The following is a 17,392-nucleotide window of genomic DNA, read 5'->3' on the forward strand; positions in this document are numbered from 1 at the left end:
CGCCGGGCACCACGCCTCCTCACCCGGGAAGATCCTGCGAAACCCGTGACATCACGGGGCTGCGCCGCGCCTCAGGAATGGCGTCCCGCGCGCAAGCCGACGAACGTATCCCGGATACCGGCGTCCGCGATCGAGCTTTCGCAGGTTGCGCTACGCTCGACGCGGCGGAAGGGAGACGTGAACAGGTGGCCCTCCTGGACGTGGAACCCTACGTCGGTCGGCATTGCGAGTCGACCACGCTGGTGAATCTGCTGCGGCAGCGGGAAGTCGATGTGTCGGAGCCGTTCGTCTTCGGTCTCGCCGGCGGTCTGTCGTTCATCTACTGGCGGACGAAGCAGATGCCGACGCCGTTCGTCGGTGGCCGCATCAAGCCCGACGCCTTGACGGACAACCTGGCGCAGGCGCTGAGACTCCGGCTGTCCGTGCACGAGACGTCCTCCGGGAAGCGGGCGAGAGATCATCTGCTGGCCGAGCTCGCCTCCGGCACCGTCGTCGGACTCAAGCTCGACCGCTACCGCCTCGACTACTCCACCGACGACTTCCGCTTCGCGGCCCACTACGTCGCCTGCGTCGGGCACGACGACGAGGGGCGGTTCGCTCTGGTCGAGACCCGGCCGCTCGGCCTGCAATGGGCGTCCGGCGATTCCCTGGCGGCCGCACGGAATCCGGGTGGCCCGATGAGTTCCCGCAATCGCGCCTTCACGCTCGACCTCCCGAAGGACGGCCTGCCCGATCTCGGAGCAGCGGCCCGTGAAGGAATCGGTACGGCGGCGGAGACCTTCCTGAATCCGCCGATCTCGAATCTCGGCTACAAGGGCATGCACAAAGTCGCCGATCTGATGCCCCAGTGGCTGGACGACCTCGAATCACCCGCCGAGGGCCTCGCGGAAATCGCCACGATCATGGAGGACGCCGGAACGGGTGGGGGCCTGTTCCGTGAGATGTGGGCGGAATTCCTCGCGGAGGCCGCCGGCATCACCGGGATCGAGGAGTACCGGGACACCTCGGACGCCTACCGTGAGGTGGCGAGGAAGTGGACCGAGGTGGCCGCACTCGTCCGCGAGGCGGGTGCGTCGTCGTCCCGGGGATTCCTCCACAGCGCTTCGAGGATCGTCCATGAGGCCGCGGACGAGGAGCGGCGGCTGATGCAACGCCTGCTGGAGCTGTCCGGCTGACCGGGCCGCCGCAACGCTCCCCGGCCACGGCCTCTCCGGCGCCCGGACCGTGCCGGCCGCCGGAGAGGGTGCCCCGCTCGGAGATCCACAGGCTCAGCAGCCGCCGCAGTTGTAGTACGTGACGTCCCAGTGGTTGCCCTCGTCGGCGTAGACGTTGCCGGAGCCCGAGCGCCACTGCGGCGCTCCGTCGCCGCGCACGCCGATGTAGGTGAAGGTGTTCTTGATGTAGTTGCCGACGCAGGTGTATTTGCTGAAGTCGAGCTTGTAGCCGTTCCAGTGCGAGTAGGTGCCGGAGGCGTGCCCGGTCTCGGTGCCGCCCGTGATGTTCAGGGCGCAGCCGCTGGCCCGCTTGAGGGTCTGCGCGCCCTGGGCCGTGGCGAGGTTGAGCTGCTCGAAGGACGTACAGCTGGCGTTGTTGCGGTTCGAGCAGTTGCCGGACGACGACCAGGTGATGCCGACCTCCCGGAACATCGAGGTCGCGGTGGCGTGACTGATCTTGGTGACGGCGAAGGCCTCGCCGGCGGTGCCGACGACGGCCGCGCCGGGTGCGACGACGAGCGCCAGTGCGGTCAGCAGGGAACGGAGCTTCGGGGCCTGGAATGCCTTCATGCGGAGACCTTCCTGCGGTGGGCCATGCTTCTTCCGGGACGGCTGTGCAGGCGGTGCAGACCGATGATGCCCGCGGTCTACGCGCGTCCGCCAGAGGACAAAACGGAATGCCGTCAGCGCCGCGCCGCGACCGGCGCACCAGCGGCTGCGCACCCGATCTTGCGATCCGCTGCACACCACCGTCCATGACACACGTGACGCGGGGTACCGGTGGGTGGCCACCGCAGTGTGTGGCAGGTGAGCAGAAGGGTGGCTGACACGTGACGAATCCCGACGCGGTCTTCGCGTCGCTCGGAGTGGGCGCATTGCTCGCGTCGGTACTGCCGCGGGTCCTGGCCGGGCGGCCGCTGTCGCTGCCGTTGATCTTCCTGTTGTGCGGCATCGGGGTCTATCTGCTGCCCCTGCCCCTGCCGCTGCCCGCGATCGACCCGGTGGCCGACCGGATGGTGACCGAGCACGTCACCGAGGTCGTCGTCATCATCTCGCTGATGGGTGCGGGGCTGGCGCTCAACCGGCCGGTCGGGTGGCGCCGGTGGCGGGTGACCTGGCGGTTGCTGGGCATCACCATGCCGCTGACCTTCCTGATCACCGCGTGTCTTGCGTGGTGGTTGCTGGACTGGCCGCCGGCCGCGGCGCTCCTGCTCGGCGCGGTCCTCTCCCCGACCGATCCGGTGCTCGCCTCGGAAGTACGCGTGGGGGAGCCGACGGACGACGAGCACGACGAGGACGAGGCCCGGTTCGCCCTGACCAGCGAGGCGGGGCTGAACGACGGACTCGCCTTCCCGCTGACGTACGCCGCCGTCGGGCTGGCCGCCGTGGCGGGCACCGGCTGGTCGACCGGGTGGGTCGGTTCGTGGGCGGCGCAGGACGTGGCCTACAAGTGTGCCGTCGGTGTGCTGGGCGGACTTCTGGTCGGCCGGCTGCTCGGGTGGCTGTTCTTCCGGGCGCGGTCGACGTCGCTGCGCTTGTCCCAGCACCGGGAGGGCTTCGTCGCCCTGGGCGCCACCTTCCTGTCCTTCGGGCTGACCGAACTGGCCGGCGGCTACGGCTTCCTGGCGGTGTTCGTCACCGCCTGCGCCATCCGCGCCGCCGAGCGCGCCCACGGCTACCACAACGTCCTGCACGACTTCATCGAGCAGGTGGAACGGCTGCTCACCGCCGCGGTGCTGTTCCTGCTGGGCGCCTTCATCGCATCCGGCGGCCTGTCCGCCCTGACCTGGCAGGGCGCGGTCGCCGGGGTCGCGGTGCTGCTGGTCGTCCGGCCGTTGTCCGGGTGGCTCGGACTGCTGCGGGCCCCGCTGGGGAAGAGGGAGCGCTGGGTCGTCGCGGCGTACGGGGTGCGGGGGATCGGCTCCCTCTACTACCTCGCCTACGCCCTCGGGCACCACGGCTTCGGCGTCCCGGCGCGAGAACTGTGGTCGGTGGTCGTGTTCACCGTGCTGGTCTCCGTGGTGCTGCACGGCGTCACGGCGGGACCGGTCATCACCCGCCTCGACCGGCTGCGCGGCATTCACACCCCGTAACGGCACACCCGTAACGGCGCCGGAACCGAGCCGCCGGTGTCCCGCACCGGCCGCGGCCGAGGTCCCGGACGCGCGGGCGGAAGGCGGCGGTGCGGGCGTCACCGGCCCACGGGATCGCCCTCGGCGCCGTCGTTCCGGGTCCGAAGCGCGAGGTGACCGCCGTGATGCAGCGGTGTGCTCAGACGCGAGCACGTCGCCTCGCGGCCGGTGAGCGCATCCACGATGTGCACCTCGCCGTGGCCGCCCCGGGTGACCGCGACCCAGTCGGCGTCCGGCGAGGCGGCCACCGCCCGGCGCTGTACGCCTTCCCAGGGAGTGCCGCCCCGGCGGGGAGCACCCTCCATCGCGGGCAGGGGGACCCGGCGGACGACGGCTCGGGTGTCGACGAGGAGCAGTTCGTCGCCGTCGGGGTGGATGCGCGTGAACGCGGTACGGCTCCGGGCGAAGGCCAGCCGGAAGACCAGTCCATCGCCGAGGTCGGTGCGGTGCGTGCGGCCCGTCTCCAGGTCGTGGCGCCAGGCCTCGTTGGTCCACTCCGGCCAGCACCGCGGGTCGGGATCACCACCGCGCAGCGTGCTCCACAGAGCCGGCCGCCGGGTGTCGAGACGGAGGTACCAGCCGCGGGCGGGCGAGTCCCAGGGGATGACGTCCTCGGCCGCGAGGGTGTCACCCGTCCTCCTGGCCCGGTGCACGCCCTCGCCGGTGGCTGCGAACACGCGTGAGGACCGGGGGGCCTGGGCGTCCCCGTGCCCGTCATCGGGCAGTGGCAGGAGTGCGTGGGGCGTGACCACGGGGCAGCCGGGCGGGGCCGCGAGCAGTTCGGCGAACCGGTGCACGGCCAGCGCGCCCGGTTCCCGGTGCCGCAGTACGACCAGGGGATCTCCGCCTCCCAGCACCGTCACGCCCGGCTCGCCGGCCCGCGTGCGTATCCGGGTGGCCTCCCCGGTCGCCAGATCGACGACCGTCAGGAGGTCCGACCAGGCTTCGGAGTTCCTGCCCAGACCGGTGGTCACCGCCACCCGGCGCCCCTCCGGGTCGCCGGCGAGGTGCTCGGCCGGCACGGCGACCGGGACGGAACGTTCCACCAGCTTCTCGCCGTAGGGGTCGAGCACCAGCAGTTCCCCTCGGCGATCGTCGACGCACGCCACCCGTCCGCGCGGCAGGGCGAGGAAACCGGCGTGCTCGGAGAGGTGGCGTCCGGCGAGGCGTCCGATGACGGTGCCGTCCGGCACGGTCAGCACGTGGACGGATCCCGCCACGTGGTCGGAGACGAACAGGACGGGTGTGTCAGCGGGCACGGGTCCTCCGAAAGTCAGGTAGGTGAAAACGATTATCATGTATCTTCGGTGCGTTCCCAGCACCTGAAGAAGAAGCGAGGGCATCGATGCTGCGCTCACCGTCGAGATTCGTCCGTACGTGGATCACCGCAGCGCTGGTGGGTTCCGTGCTGGCGGGCTGCGGCTCGTCGTCCGGCGAGCCCGCGAGCGACAAGGCCAGGCCCGGGGCGAAGACCGAGGTCACCGTCGAACCCATCAAGGCGACCCGGGAGTTGACCGACACGAACGGTGTGAAGGTCGCTCTGCCCGAGCAACCCGAGCGCATCGTCTGCCTGTTCGCGCTGTGCGACGACATCCTGACCGAACTGGGCATCGTCCCGACGGCCACCAACAGCGCCCTGCTGTCCCATCCCGGCTTCCTCGGGGAGAAGAAGGCCAAGGAGGTCGACGTCATCCCCGGGGGATTCATCGCCCCCGAGGTAGAGGCGATCCTCGCCCACAAGCCCGACCTGGTCATCGGGCTGGGGGACACCCACGGCAAGCTCGCCCCGGCCCTCAAGGGCGCCACCACGTTCTGGGCCATGCAGCCCGAGACCTGGCAGGACAGCGTCGGTTACCTGCGCGACGTGGCGGCCCTGACCGGCCGCACGGCACAGGGCGAGAAGGCCGAGAAGACCTTCCGCGCCAAGCTCGCCGCGGCCGAGAAGACGCCGAGCGACAAGACCGCGCTCATCATCTACGGCAGCGACGAGAACTTCGGCGTCGCGACCCCGGAGACCGACGTGGCCGCCAGCCTGTTCCCCAAGATCGCCCGGTACCCGTGGAAGTCCCGTGGGGTCGAAGGCAGTTACAGCCTGGAGGAGATCCTCGCCCAGGGCGTCGACGTCCTGTTCGTCGAGACCATGAGCTTCGGCGGCGCGGACGGCAAGCTCTCGGAGAAGCTGGCCGCGAACCCCCTCTGGAGCAGGATCCCGGCTGTGAAGAGCGGCGACGTCCACGAGGTCGACTCGGAAGTGTGGGCCAAGGGACGCGGCACCCGTTCGCTGGGCATCGTCCTCGACGAGGCCACGGCCGCGCTGCGGTGAGGCGGTCCTCCCTCCCGCCGCCCGCCGCGGCCGACGCGGCGGGCGGGCGGCGTCCCTCGCCCGGCGCGCACAGGTGGCAACCGATCCCGGTCGCCGTGCTGCTGGTCGTCTCCTCGGTCTGCGCGCTCAGCCTGGGCACCCCCTACGTGCCGCCGTACCGGCTGGTCGGCGCGATGCTGGACGGGGGCGACAGCCTCGCCGGAATCGTCGTCACCCAACTCCGCGTGCCCCGCCTGGTGCTGGCGCTCGTCGCCGGTGCCTGCCTGGGCGCGGCCGGACTGGTGCTGCAGGAGGCGCTGCGCAATCACCTGGCGGTGCCGGAGATGCTGGGGGTGTCGTCCGGGGCGGCGCTGGGGGTGGCCGCGCCTCTGGTGCTGACGCTGTCCCTGCCCGCCGCCGTCCAGCCCCTGCTGGCCATCGGGGGCGCCGCGCTCGGCGGCGGGCTGACCCTGCTCGCCGCGGGGCTGGGCCGCAGCCCGTCCGCCGTACTGCTCACCGGGGCAGCGGTCAGTGCCGCGTTGCAGGCCGCGCTGCTCGTCCTGATGGTCATGGCCGACCAGCTCGACCTCCAGCTCGTCTACCGCTACCTGCTCGGGTCCCTGTCCGCCCGGACCTGGGACGACGTCGAGGGGCTGTGGCCGTGGCTGCTCGTCGCCGCGCCCGCCCTCGTCCTGTGCGCGCCGGTGCTGTCGGTGATGCGGCTGGGCGACGAGGACGCCGAGGCGCTGGGGGTGCGCGCCCACCGGGCGCGGCTCGCCGCTCTGGGCATCGCCGTCGTGCTGATCGCCCCGGTGACGGCCGTGTGCGGGCCCGTCGCCTGGGTGGGCTTCCTCGCGCCGCACCTGGCCCGCTGGTTCGCCCCCGGCGCGGGAGCCGTGCGCTGGCTCCCGTGGTCGGCCGCCTGGGGCGCCGCCGTCGTGACGGTCGCCGACGTCCCGGCGCGGCTGGCCCTGGCACCCGTGGAGACACCGGCGGGTGCCTGGACGGCTCTGCTCGGAGTGCCGGCGGGAGTGGCCCTGATGCGGTCGAAAGGCCGCGGCCGCAAGGCCGGCGTGGCCGTGACGCGGCACGGATCGCGGGCGGCCGTGCCCCGCCCGCCGGGCGAACCTCCGGGCTCGAGGAAAGCGTCCGACGCCCCCGGGGACGGCGACGCCGGCGCGCCCCCGCCCCACGAGACCGGAACGGAGACCCCGCGGTGACCCGGCGGTTCACGGCCCTGGCGGCACTGGCCGTCCTGTGCGCCTGCGTGGAACTGGTGGCCGGACGGGGCATGTCCCCGGCAACGGCCTGGGACGTCCTGACCGGCGGCGGTGACCCGACGGAGCGCCACATCCTGCTCCGGCTGCGCCTGCCCAGACTGCTGGTGTCGCTCGGTGCGGGCGCGTGCCTGGCCGTGGCGGGGCTGGTCCTGCAGTCCGCCCTGCGCAACCCGCTCGCGGGTCCCGAGGTGACCGGCGTGACGCCGGGCGCGGTCCTCGGGGCGGTCACCGCCACGGCACTGGGCCTGGCCGGACGGGACTCGCCGCTGGCCGTGGTGATCGCGGCCTGCGTGGGCGGGTGCGCCGGTGCGGCACTGCTGTGGCTGCTCGCCGGCCGCGGCCGCGGTGACCCGGCACAGACCGCCGTCCACGGGGTGCTGGTGTCCGCGGTGCTCGGTGGACTCACCGCCGTGGTGCTGCTCGTGGAGCCGGGCGAACTCGGCAGCGTGGTGCAGTGGCTGGTGGGCACCACCGAGGGCCGGGTCTGGCAGCACTGGCACCTGCTGTGGCCGTGGGCGCTCCTCTGGGGAGTCGCGGCCTGGCTGCTGGCCGGTCCGCTGACCCTGCTGCGCTGCGGCGACGACATCGCCCTCGCCGCCGGCCTCGCGGCTCGCCGGGCCCGCACTCTGGCCCTGCTGTGTGCGGTGGCGCTGACGGCGGGTGCGGTGGCCGCCGTGGGCGCCCTCGGCTTCGTCGGGCTGCTCGTTCCGCACCTGGCCGTGGCGCTCTTCGGTGCCGATCTGCGCAGGAGCCTTCCCGGCGCGGCCCTGACGGGGGCCGTCGTGGTGTGCGGGGCGGACGCCGCGGCGCAGCTGTCCTCGCGCCTGCTCGCCCAGGGGCTGGGCTCCGGGCGGCTCACGCTGCCCGTCGGGGCGCTCACCGCCTGCCTGGGTGCCGCACTGCTGCTGGTCGTCGTGCGCCGCACGCCGAGCCGTACGTTCTGACGTCGAATCGAGGACAGAGCATGACCGAGTCCGTGGGGATCCACGTCGAGGGGGTCCACTTCGGCTACCCCGGACGGCCCGTACTGAGGGGCGTCGACCTGACCGTCCGGCCGGGCGAACTGACCGCGCTCATCGGCCTGAACGGCTGCGGCAAGTCGACCCTGCTGCGGCTCGCCGCCGGGCTGCTGCAACCGGACCGGGGGCGCGTCCGGCTCGGTGGCGACGATCTGGCCGTGCTGTCCAGGCGGGCCGCGGCACGCCGGGTGGCGCTGCTTCACCAGTCCGCCCCGGCCGTCCCCGGTATGACGGTCCGTCACCTCGTCCGGCAGGGACGGTACGCGGCGCGGGGTCCGCTGGGCATGCTGCGCGAGGGCGACGACCCCGTCGTCCGGCGTGCGCTGCGCGACGTCGGGGTGGAGCAGTGGGCCGACCGTGACGTCGACGCGCTGTCGGGAGGCGAGCGGCAGCGGGTGCGGCTCGCGATGGCGCTCGCCCAGGACACCCGGGTCCTGCTGCTCGACGAGCCGACCACCTACCTGGACCTGCACCACCAGCTCGACGTGCTGCAGACGGTGGTGCGTCTGCGCCAGGAGCGCGGGCTCACGGTGGTGACGGTGCTGCACGACCTGGCCCACGCGGCCCGGTTCGCCGAGCGGATCGTCGCCCTGCGGGACGGCCGTGTGGTGGCCGACGGCACGCCGGAGCAGGTCGTCACGCCGGGGCTGCTGGCGGACGTGCTGAACGTGGCCGGACGCGTCGGCCGGGACCCGGAAGGGGGCTGGCCGGTGTGTTACCCGGATCACCCCATCGCAGCCCTTGAATATGAAAATCAGATTCATTAGCGTAGGGCCCGCGGCGCTCGACCGAACGCCGTATCTCCCTGACATGAAGGAGAGTTCATGGACAACGAGCAGGTCTTCGCACCCATCGTCGACCCGGGCCAGCTGGCCCACGACTCGGCCTCCCACTCCAACGCGCTCGTCGAGAACCCCTTCGAGGACACCGAGGAGTAAGCGAGGGCTCAGCTCCCTCGACCGTGGGCCCGCCCGATGCCTTCCGGGCGGGCCCACGCCCGTCCCAGACCCGCCGTCAGGAGGATCCGTCGTGTCCCGCAGCCGACTCGTACCCGGTGCCGAGGTCGTCGCCGTGCCCGGACGGGGTCTCGCCGTCCGCACCCCCGAGGGGGAGTTCCTCAGCGTCAGGACCGGCGAAGCCGACGAGCAGTCACTGCTCTCCCGCCTCGCGGGTCAGGACACCGGCACCCGGGTGGACGACGAACTCGACCGGGTCGTCGGCGGGTTCGAGCAGGCGGGATTCCTGACCGGGGACGCCCCGCCCGCCCCCTGGCCGGCCGAACGCCGACGCGTCCTGCTGCTCGGGGACCAGGCCCTGACCGGACCGCTCGCCGCACAACTGGCAGCCCTGGGCGCCGAACCCCGCACCGGCACGGCCCCGAACGCGTCCCCCACCTCACCCGCCCGCGTCGGCGACCTGCTCGCCACGCACCCCGCCGCCGTCGTGTGGTGCCTCGACGCGCCCGCGCCCGACGGACTCTGGGACGCCGCCGATCGGCTGCCCGAGCACGGTGTCGCCTGGCTGCGCTGCCACCGCGAGGGCTGGCAGGCGTACGTCGAACCGCTGGCCGCCCGGCCCGGAGACGTCACCTCGGCCCACGTCCGCGCCCGCCGGCTCGCCGCCACCCCCGCGTACCGCGAACTGGCGGCGTACTGGAGCGGCCCCCGCACCCTCGGCGCACCGGTCCGGCTCACCGCACCGGGCGCCTGCCTGCTCGCGGCGCTGCTCGCCGACGACCTGTGGCGATGGGCCACCGGCGCCCGCGAGACCACCGGCCTCCCGGCACGGCGCCGGCTCCGCCGCGTCGACCTGCGCACCCTGGCCGTCACCGAACACCCCGTTCTGCCGGTCCCCGACGTCGCACCGATGCCGGAGCCACGCGCGTGACGGCCTTCGACACGACGGTGGGCGGCCTCGCCACCGACGTCCGTCTGCCCGCCGGCGACGGTCCCTTCCCGACCGTGCTGATCCGCACCCCCTACGACCGCACCCGGCACCGGGCCGAGGCACGCGGCTGGGCCCGCCGTGGTTTCGCCGCCGTCGTCCAGGACGTACGGGGCCGCTTCGCGTCGCCGGGGGAGTGGCACCCCTACGCCGACGAGGCCGCCGACGGAGCGGCCGCCGCCCGCTGGATCCGACAACAGCGGTGGTGCGACGGCCGACTGGTCGCCGCCGGTGCCTCCTACGCCGCCCACTGCGCCCTCGTCCTGGCTCTGGAGGCGCCCGGGGACGCGCGAGCGGACGCGGTCGTGGCGGCCGTACCGGCCCTCGGTCCGGCGGAGACGGCGCGTGAAGCGTCCGGCGTGGAACGGCTGTTCGCCCGCGCCGGCTGGTGGGCCGCCCACGGCGACCGACGGGACTCCGACGAAAGCGCCCTCGACAAGGCCCTCGCGGCGGACCCCGGCCTGCTCGCGCACCTGCCCGTGACCGCCCTGCCCGAGCGGCTGGGCCGCGACCTGCCCTCCTGGACGGCACTGTGGGCCCACCGCGAGCGAGGGCGCCTCGCGGCGCGGGCGGTCGACGCCGAGGTGCCCCTGCTCGTGGTGGGCGGCCACCACGACCACTTCGCCGACGACACCGTCGCCCTGTGGCACTCCTGGGGCGGCCCCTCGGCGCGTCTGCTGCTCGGCCCCTGGCGGCACGGTCTCGTGGGCACCCCGGGCCCGGACGCGGGCCCCGCCCACCGGGTCGACCTCGGTGATCTGTACGTGCGCTGGGCACGCCGCGCCCTGGCCGGTGCGCTCACGTCCGGCCGCCGCGGCGCACTGGCCCTGGGAGGCGCCGACGTGTGGCTGCCCGCCGGCACCGACGGCGAACCACGCACCCAGCGCCTGCGGATGGTGCACGGCGCCACCTTCACCGCCGACCCCGACCGTCCCGTCCGCTCGGACGAGCTGACCGTTCCCACCGACGGCCCGCCCGACCGGTGCCTGCTGGTCACACCGCCACTGCCGCGCCCCCTCGACATGGTCGGTCCCGTCGGCCTGCGGCTGCGGGCGACCGCCCACACCCCGTCCGCCGACTGGGCCGCCCGGCTCGTCGCGCTCACGCCCGAAGGCACCGCCGAGCCACTGGCCGTCGGCGTCGTCCGGCGCGCCGAAGCCGCCGGGCACCAGGGCCGGTTCCGCATCGGCCTCGGCCGGCTCGCCCGGCGCCTGCGGGCCGGCACCCGGCTGCGCCTCGAGATCGCCGGACACCACTTCCCCGCGCACGCCCGCAACCCCCACACCGGCGACGACCCGGTCACCGCGCACCGCCTGCTCGCCTCCCGGCGCGAGGTCGACCCGGCCGGTGTGGCGCTGACGCTGCACGTGCTCCCGTCCCGCCCCACCCCCATCGACCCCGCCGAGGAGATCCTGCGATGACGGCGCTGCCCCTGGAAGCACTCGTGGACCCCGTCTGCGGCATCGTCCGCAAGGTCAAGCCCGTCGAGCACCCGCCGGGCACCCCGCCCCGGTACACCGCCCTCACGGCCGAGGTGTCCGACGCCCGCAGACTCGGGCTGTGGCCCGCCGACCGCGTCTCCCTCGGCACCACCTTCGGCGACCCCGAGCAGGCCCGCATCGCCGCGATAGCCGAGGGCGTGGAACGGTACTGCGGCAACCGCGTGCCCCCGCCCGGCCACCCCGACGCCCCCCTGCGCGCCACCGCCGCCGAACTGGCCGACAAGGGCATGCGCCTGTACGGTCCGGGCGACCTGCCCGCCTACGCACCCTGGCAGTACGCGCGGGAGAAGTTCCCCTACCGCCCCTTCACGGCAGACACCCCGGCACTGTGGACCCGCGGAGCCGAACAGCGGGCCGACGGCACCACGGCCGAGGTGTGGGCGCCCGTCTCGCTCACCCATCTCAACTGGCGCCAGGGCGAACTGCGCGCCCTGCCCCGCACCCACCACCTGAACTACGCCGGGATAGCCACCGGCCGGGGCCACGACGACGCCGTCGAGCGGGGCCTGCTGGAGATCGTGGAACGCGACGCGCTGGAGTTGTGGTGGCACCTGGACGGCCCGGCCCGCGGCATAGACCCGGCGAGCGTGCCCGGCCTCGCCGACGACCTCGCCGGCTGCGCACTCGACGTCCACATCGTCGAGATGCACTCGGAGTTCGCCCCCTGCATGGCCGCGCTCGTGCACGACCCGCGCCTGGGCCTGTACGCCGCCGGGTTCGCCTGCAAGTACGACCCGGCCGAAGCCGCCCGCAAGGCCGTCCTCGAAGCCGTCCACACCTGGGTCTTCACCCAGGGCCTGACCGGTCCGGACGGCTGGGTGTTCCAGGCCGTCGAGATGGGGCTGCTCGCCCGCGGGCTCTACCTCGAGCACCGCGCCGACGGCCGCTACCTCGACGTGTGCGGCGAGCAGTTCGAGCACGTACGGGACCTGGGCGCACACGTGCAGGTGTGGCTCGACGAGCGGATGGCGGCCGAGGCGAGACGGTTCACCGAGCCGGCTCTGGGGACCGTGCCCGTGGACGCGGTCGAGCCCGGTGACCGGCGGCGGCTGGACGACGCGCTCCGCGCCGGCGGCCACCGCGTCATGACCTTCGACCTCACCACCGAGGACGTGGCCGAGACCTCCCTGCGCGTCGCCAGGGTCCTCGTCTCCGGGCTCCTCCCCAACGCCCCCGCGGCCTTCGGCTACTTCGGATGCCCCCGCCTTCCCGAGGCCGCCGTCGCACGCGGGTGGCGCACCCGGCCGCCGGCCGGGCCCCGGGACTTCACCCTGGCTCCTCCGCCCCACATGTGAGGCCCTCGTGGAACACCCCTGTGACAACCGCCCGGTGGACCTCGTCGCCGCCCTCGCCGTCGCCCGCTCCCCGCAACCACCCGGTCCCGACACCCCGGCCGGGGCGGCGGTCCGGGCCTGGCCGGGGACGCCGGTCCCCGTCCCGAAGGCCGGGCCGGCGGAGCTCGACCTGCACGCCCTGCTGCGCCTGTCCCTGGCGGCCTCGGACACCTCCGGGCGGCTGCGGCCCGCACCCTCCGCCGGCGCGCTGCACCCGGTCGACACCGAACTGACCGTCGGCACAGGGTGCTCCCTGCCGCCGGGCCGCTACGGCTACGACCCGCTGCGCCACCGCGTGCACCACCTCGACCGGCATCCGCCCGACACACCGCCGGGGGTGACGGCCGCACTCACCGTCACCGCGCAGCGAACGGCCTCCCACTACGGCCACCGGGCCTGGCCCCTGCTGCTCCTGGACACCGGCCACGCCGCCGCCGCGCTGTTCCTCGCGGCCCGGGCGCTCGCAGCGGGCGAGCCGCGCGTGCGCATGGACGGACTCACCGAGAGGCCGCTGGCCACCGTGCACGTCCCGCCGCCCCGCGGACGGGGGCCGGGGCGGGCCGCCCCCGACGACGGCCGCGCCGCTGAGCAGGCGCAGCACCCTCACACCTCCGCCGAGCTGCTGGCACGCCGGAGTGCCGCGCCACCGTTGCGGGGCGCCCCGAGCCCGGACGCCCTGCGGGCGGTCCTCACCGCGGCCGCCCGGGCGGGTACCGGCGACCTGCACTGGTCCGTCGCAGTGGGCCCGCCACGACCCGGCCTGGTGGAGCCGGCACCCGGCGGCACGAGCCTGCGCCAGTACGCGACGGGAGACGCCCGCCCCACGCTCGCCGCCTGGGCCGCGGGCCAGGCGTGGATCGCCCACGCGGGCGCCGTCCTGCTCGCCCACGGCTGCCCCGCCGACGCCGACACCCCCCATATCCGCCGCGCCCACCTGCGGGCGGGCTTCGCCGTTCACCTGGCCCACATCACCGCCCTGCGCCTCGGACTGACCGCCCGGCCCGTCGGCTCCTGGCAACAGGCCGACCTGGGAGCCGCGCTCGGCGCCGCCCCGGGCCGGGACTGGATCGTGCACGCCCTGGCCCTCGGCACCCGCCCCGCCGACGAGGAGAACCCCACGTGATCGTCCACCCGGAGCTGCGCCGTGCCGCCCGGCGCGCACGGCGCCCGTTGCTCGGCGCCACCCTTCTTCAGGGCGCCGTCACCCTCACCCATCTGGCGCAGGCCGCCCTGCTGGCCCTCGCCCTGGCCGGCCTGGCCCGGCAGGACACCGGCGACCTGCCCTGGCTGCTGGCCGCGGTGCTCGCCGTCGTCGCGGCCCGCGCCGGGCTGACCCTGTGGCAGCGCCGTACCGCCACCAGGGCCGGGGCCCGGGTCCGCGTCGCCCTGCGCGACGAACTGCTCGCGCACCTCGGCCGGCTGGGACCCGCACACCTGACCACCGCACGCGCCGGAGCGGTCCGCACCACCCTGGTCGACGGGATCGAGGGCGTCGACGCCTACGTCTCCCGCTACCTGCCCCAGCTCCTGGTCACCCTCGCGGTGCCGCCCCTGATCCTGGCCGCCCTGGTCGCCGTCGACCCCCGGGCCCTCATCGGCCTCGTCCCCGCCCTGCTCCTGGCCCTGGCCGGACCGCGCGCCTGGGACCGGCTGCTCGCCGCCCGCGGCAAGGAGCACTGGGACACGTACGAAGGACTGGGCGCGGACTACCTGGAAGCCCTCCAGGGCATGCCGGCGCTGCGGGCCGCCGGCGCCGTCGGGCGCACCCGCGCACGTCTGGAGGAGCGGTCGGCGGCACTGCACCGGGCGACCGTCGCGAAGCTGCGCGTGTCCCTGGTCGACACCGGCATCACCGACCTCGCCATTCAGGGCGGCACCGCCGCCGCGGCCCTGCTGGCCTGCTGGTCGGCCACCACGGGCTCCACCACGGCCACCGGCACGTATCTGATGCTGCTGCTGGCCTCCGAGTGTTTCCGTCCCGTCCGCGACCTCGCCCGCGAATGGCACGCCGGATACCTCGGGGCCTCGGCCGCCGACGGTCTCGCGGCCCTGCGCACCGCCCGGCCGGCCGTCCCCGACTCCGGAACGACCCCGGCCGACTGGAACACGCCACCCGAACTGCGCTTCCACGACGTCCGGTTCGCCTACGACGGCGACGCGGACCCTGCTCTGGACGGAGTCTCCTTCACCGCGCGGGCGGGCCGGACGACCGCGATCGTCGGGCCGTCCGGCGCGGGCAAGTCCACCCTCCTGGCCCTGCTCCTGCGCCACCACGACCCACAGGAAGGCCGGATCACCCTCGACGGCCTCCCCACCACCGCCTACTCGCTCGACGCGCTGCGGCGCGGCATCGCCGTCGTCTCGCAGGAGACCTGCCTCTTCCACGCCACCATCGCCGACAACCTGCGCCTGGCCCGGCCCGACGCCACCGACGACGACCTCGTGCGGGCGGCGCGCGTCGCCGGCATCCACGACGAGATCACCGCCCTCCCGGACGGTTACACCACCGTCCTCGGTGAGCGGGGGGCCACCCTCTCGGGTGGCCAGCGACAGCGCCTCGCCCTCGCACGGGCGCTGCTGGCCGACGCCCCGGTCCTCGTCCTCGACGAGGCCACCAGCTCGGTCGACGAGCGCCGCGAGGCGGACATCGTCCGCGAGTTGACGACCGCCGCGCACGGCAGGACCGTCCTCGTGGTCGCCCACCGGCTCGCGGCCGTCCGGCACGCGGACCGCATCGTCGTGCTCGACGCGGGACGGGTGGACGCCGTCGGCGAGCACTCCGGTCTGATCGAGGCCGGCGGCGTCTACACCCGGCTCGTCGAGGCCGGCCACGTCCATCGAGGAGAACTCGCCGCATGACCACCGCCACCCCGTCCGCAGCCAAGGACGCCGTCATACCCGCCCGAGGGGCGCTGCGCGCCCTGCTCCCCGCCCTCGCCGGGCACCGTGCCATGACGGTCCGCACCTGCGCCGCCGCGCTCCTCGAACAGGGCTCCCTCGTCGCGCTGCTGACCCTGGCCGCGCACACCGTGGGTAGCGCCGTCATCGAGCAGGAGACACCCCCGGCCGGCACCGTCACCGCCCTCGCCGCCCTGGTCGTCCTGCGCGCCCTGACGACCTGGCGGGAGATGGACCTCTCCCACGACCTCGCCTACCGGGTGCTGGCCGCGCTGCGGGTACGCGTCTTCGACGGGCTCGCCCGCAGCGCGCCCGCCCGGGTCGCCGGCCGGCGCAGTGGCGATCTCGCCGCCACCGCCATGGCCGACGTGGAGGCACTGGAGTTCTTCTACGCCCACACCACCGCCCAACTGCTGGCGAGCGGGAGCGTGTTCACCGCCGGGTCCGTGGTCCTCGCCGTGCTGGAACCGTGGTTGCTGGCCGCCGTGCTGCCCGTCGCCGTGCTGCTGGCCGCCGCACCTTTCGCGGACGCGCGCGCACGCACGGCGCGCGGCGGGCGCACCCGTGCCGCCGCGGCGAGGCTGTCGGCCGACACGGTGGAGACCGTCGACGGGCTGCGCGAACTCCTCGCCTTCGGCGCCCTGCCGGAGCGTCGCCGCATGCTGCGGGAACGGGGACGGCAGGTGGGGGAGGCCCAGCGCGCCGAGGCGACCTGGGAGGCCGCCGCCGCGGCCGTGCGCGACCTCCTCATCGTGGGTGCGGTCCTCGGCGCGGTGGCCGCCGCCGCGCACGCCGTGACCGCCGGACGACTGCACGGGGCATGGGCGCCCGCGGCGATGACGCTGGCCCTGTCCGTGCTCGGCCCGGTCGCGGAGTCGGCCCGCGCCCTGAGCCAGGCCGTGGCCCTGCGCGCGGCCGCCTCCCGCGTCGGCGCGGCCGTCGAGGCCCCCGCGCTCGCACCCCCGCCCACCGCGCCCCGCCCGCTGCCACCCGGACCGCTGGGTGTCCGGCTGCACCGCGTGCGGTTCGACTACGGCGGCGCACCCGTACTGGACGGGGTGGAGCTGACCGCCTCCCCGGGACAGACCCTCGCCCTGGTCGGCGCCTCGGGCGCGGGCAAGTCGACGTGCGCGCACCTGCTGGCCCGCTTCTGGGACCCGGCCGCCGGGGAGGTCCAGTTGCTGCCGTCCGGAGGCGACCCGCTGGACGTACGGCAGGTGAGCGACGCGGAACTGCGGCGGGCGGTGATGCTGGTGGGGCAGGACACGCCCCTCTTCCACGGCACCCTGGCCGACAACCTGCGGCTCGCGGCACCCGAGGCGGACGACACGGCGGTGGCCGAGGCGGCACGTCGATGCGGCGTCGACCGGATCGGACCGCTGAGCACGCCGGTGGGCGAGCGCGGCGCCACCCTGTCCGGCGGTCAGCGGGCCCGCATCGCGCTCGCCCGCGCCCTGCTGGCCCGGCCGAAGATCCTCGTACTCGACGAGTCCACCGCTCATCTGGACAACACCGGCGACGCCCAGCTCGCCACCGCACTGGCCGAGGAGACCCGCACGACCGTCCTCATCGCGCACCGCCCGGCCACCATCCGCCGCGCCGACCGCATCGCCGTCCTCGAAGGAGGACGCATTGTGGAGGAGGGCACGTGGCAAGAACTCACGGACCGGCCGGACAGCGCGCTGAACCGCGTCCTGGCCGCTTCGGAGGGCGGTTGAGGCAGGGGGCGTCCGTCACGGACGGTGCCGTCGGAGGACGGGACCCGGT

The 17,392-nt window shown here is 74.6% G+C and carries 15 protein-coding genes; 13 read left to right on the forward strand and 2 right to left on the reverse strand.

Features of this window, described 5'->3' with window-relative positions:
* Positions 1–185 precede the first annotated feature (185 nt).
* The gene (locus Q5694_RS03420) at positions 186–1,175 is read left to right on the forward strand and encodes a BtrH N-terminal domain-containing protein (RefSeq protein ID WP_333930450.1); all 990 of its coding nucleotides are present in this window, start codon (positions 186–188) and stop codon (positions 1,173–1,175) included.
* A 93-nt stretch (positions 1,176–1,268) separates the two neighbouring features.
* Here Q5694_RS03420 and Q5694_RS03425 read toward each other — a convergent pair whose 3' ends face one another.
* Complete coding sequence (locus Q5694_RS03425) at positions 1,269–1,784, reverse strand: hypothetical protein (protein ID WP_333930451.1); 516 nt, start codon at positions 1,782–1,784, stop codon at positions 1,269–1,271.
* A gap of 260 nt (positions 1,785–2,044) precedes the next feature.
* Between Q5694_RS03425 and Q5694_RS03430 the strand changes: the two genes are divergently transcribed.
* Entirely contained in the window at positions 2,045–3,307 is a 1,263-nt protein-coding gene (locus tag Q5694_RS03430) for a cation:proton antiporter (protein WP_333930452.1), read from the forward strand.
* 98 nt (positions 3,308–3,405) lie between these two features.
* Here the strand turns inward: Q5694_RS03430 and Q5694_RS03435 are convergent, their stop codons facing one another.
* On the reverse strand, positions 3,406–4,644 hold the full coding sequence (locus Q5694_RS03435; RefSeq protein ID WP_443040802.1) for a YncE family protein: 1,239 nt from the start codon (positions 4,642–4,644) through the stop codon (positions 3,406–3,408).
* Positions 4,645–4,691: 47 nt separating this feature from the next.
* Between Q5694_RS03435 and Q5694_RS03440 the strand changes: the two genes are divergently transcribed.
* From Q5694_RS03440 to Q5694_RS03490, 11 genes are all read left to right on the forward strand, one after another.
* Positions 4,692–5,669, forward strand: a complete 978-nt coding sequence (locus tag Q5694_RS03440) for an ABC transporter substrate-binding protein (protein ID WP_333930454.1) — start codon at positions 4,692–4,694, stop codon at positions 5,667–5,669.
* Between the two features lie 101 nt (positions 5,670–5,770).
* Positions 5,771–6,868, forward strand: a complete 1,098-nt coding sequence (locus Q5694_RS03445) for a FecCD family ABC transporter permease (protein WP_333930578.1) — start codon at positions 5,771–5,773, stop codon at positions 6,866–6,868.
* A complete protein-coding gene (locus tag Q5694_RS03450) occupies positions 6,865–7,872 on the forward strand; it encodes a FecCD family ABC transporter permease (protein WP_333930455.1) in 1,008 nt (335 codons plus the stop codon). The genes Q5694_RS03445 and Q5694_RS03450 overlap by 4 nt, the downstream gene beginning before the upstream one ends.
* A gap of 20 nt (positions 7,873–7,892) precedes the next feature.
* The gene (locus Q5694_RS03455; protein ID WP_333930456.1) at positions 7,893–8,714 is read left to right on the forward strand and encodes an ABC transporter ATP-binding protein; all 822 of its coding nucleotides are present in this window, start codon (positions 7,893–7,895) and stop codon (positions 8,712–8,714) included.
* A 57-nt stretch (positions 8,715–8,771) separates the two neighbouring features.
* Complete coding sequence (gene amiA, locus Q5694_RS03460; RefSeq protein WP_244310224.1) at positions 8,772–8,885, forward strand: streptamidine family RiPP; 114 nt, start codon at positions 8,772–8,774, stop codon at positions 8,883–8,885.
* Between the two features lie 91 nt (positions 8,886–8,976).
* Positions 8,977–9,834 (forward strand): hypothetical protein, encoded by an 858-nt coding sequence (locus Q5694_RS03465; protein WP_333930457.1) that lies wholly within the window; start codon positions 8,977–8,979, stop codon positions 9,832–9,834.
* Positions 9,831–11,312: a CocE/NonD family hydrolase gene (locus Q5694_RS03470; protein WP_333930458.1), complete on the forward strand. Its 1,482-nt coding sequence runs from the start codon at positions 9,831–9,833 to the stop codon at positions 11,310–11,312. The genes Q5694_RS03465 and Q5694_RS03470 overlap by 4 nt, the downstream gene beginning before the upstream one ends.
* A complete protein-coding gene (locus Q5694_RS03475; RefSeq protein WP_333930459.1) occupies positions 11,309–12,688 on the forward strand; it encodes a YcaO-like family protein in 1,380 nt (459 codons plus the stop codon). Before Q5694_RS03470 ends, Q5694_RS03475 begins: the two co-directional genes overlap by 4 nt.
* Before the next feature lie 7 nt (positions 12,689–12,695).
* The gene (locus Q5694_RS03480; protein ID WP_333930460.1) at positions 12,696–13,850 is read left to right on the forward strand and encodes a SagB/ThcOx family dehydrogenase; all 1,155 of its coding nucleotides are present in this window, start codon (positions 12,696–12,698) and stop codon (positions 13,848–13,850) included.
* Positions 13,847–15,586 carry an ABC transporter ATP-binding protein/permease gene (locus tag Q5694_RS03485; protein ID WP_333930461.1) on the forward strand — a complete coding sequence of 580 codons (1,740 nt, stop codon included), beginning with the start codon at positions 13,847–13,849 and terminating at the stop codon, positions 15,584–15,586. The genes Q5694_RS03480 and Q5694_RS03485 overlap by 4 nt, the downstream gene beginning before the upstream one ends.
* Positions 15,583–17,343, forward strand: coding sequence for an ABC transporter ATP-binding protein (locus Q5694_RS03490; protein WP_333930462.1), 1,761 nt, complete (start codon positions 15,583–15,585; stop codon positions 17,341–17,343). Before Q5694_RS03485 ends, Q5694_RS03490 begins: the two co-directional genes overlap by 4 nt.
* The last annotated feature ends 49 nt before the right edge of the window (positions 17,344–17,392 follow it).

The sequence above is a fragment of the Streptomyces sp. AHA2 genome (assembly GCF_036857595.1).
GTDB lineage: Bacteria > Actinomycetota > Actinomycetes > Streptomycetales > Streptomycetaceae > Streptomyces.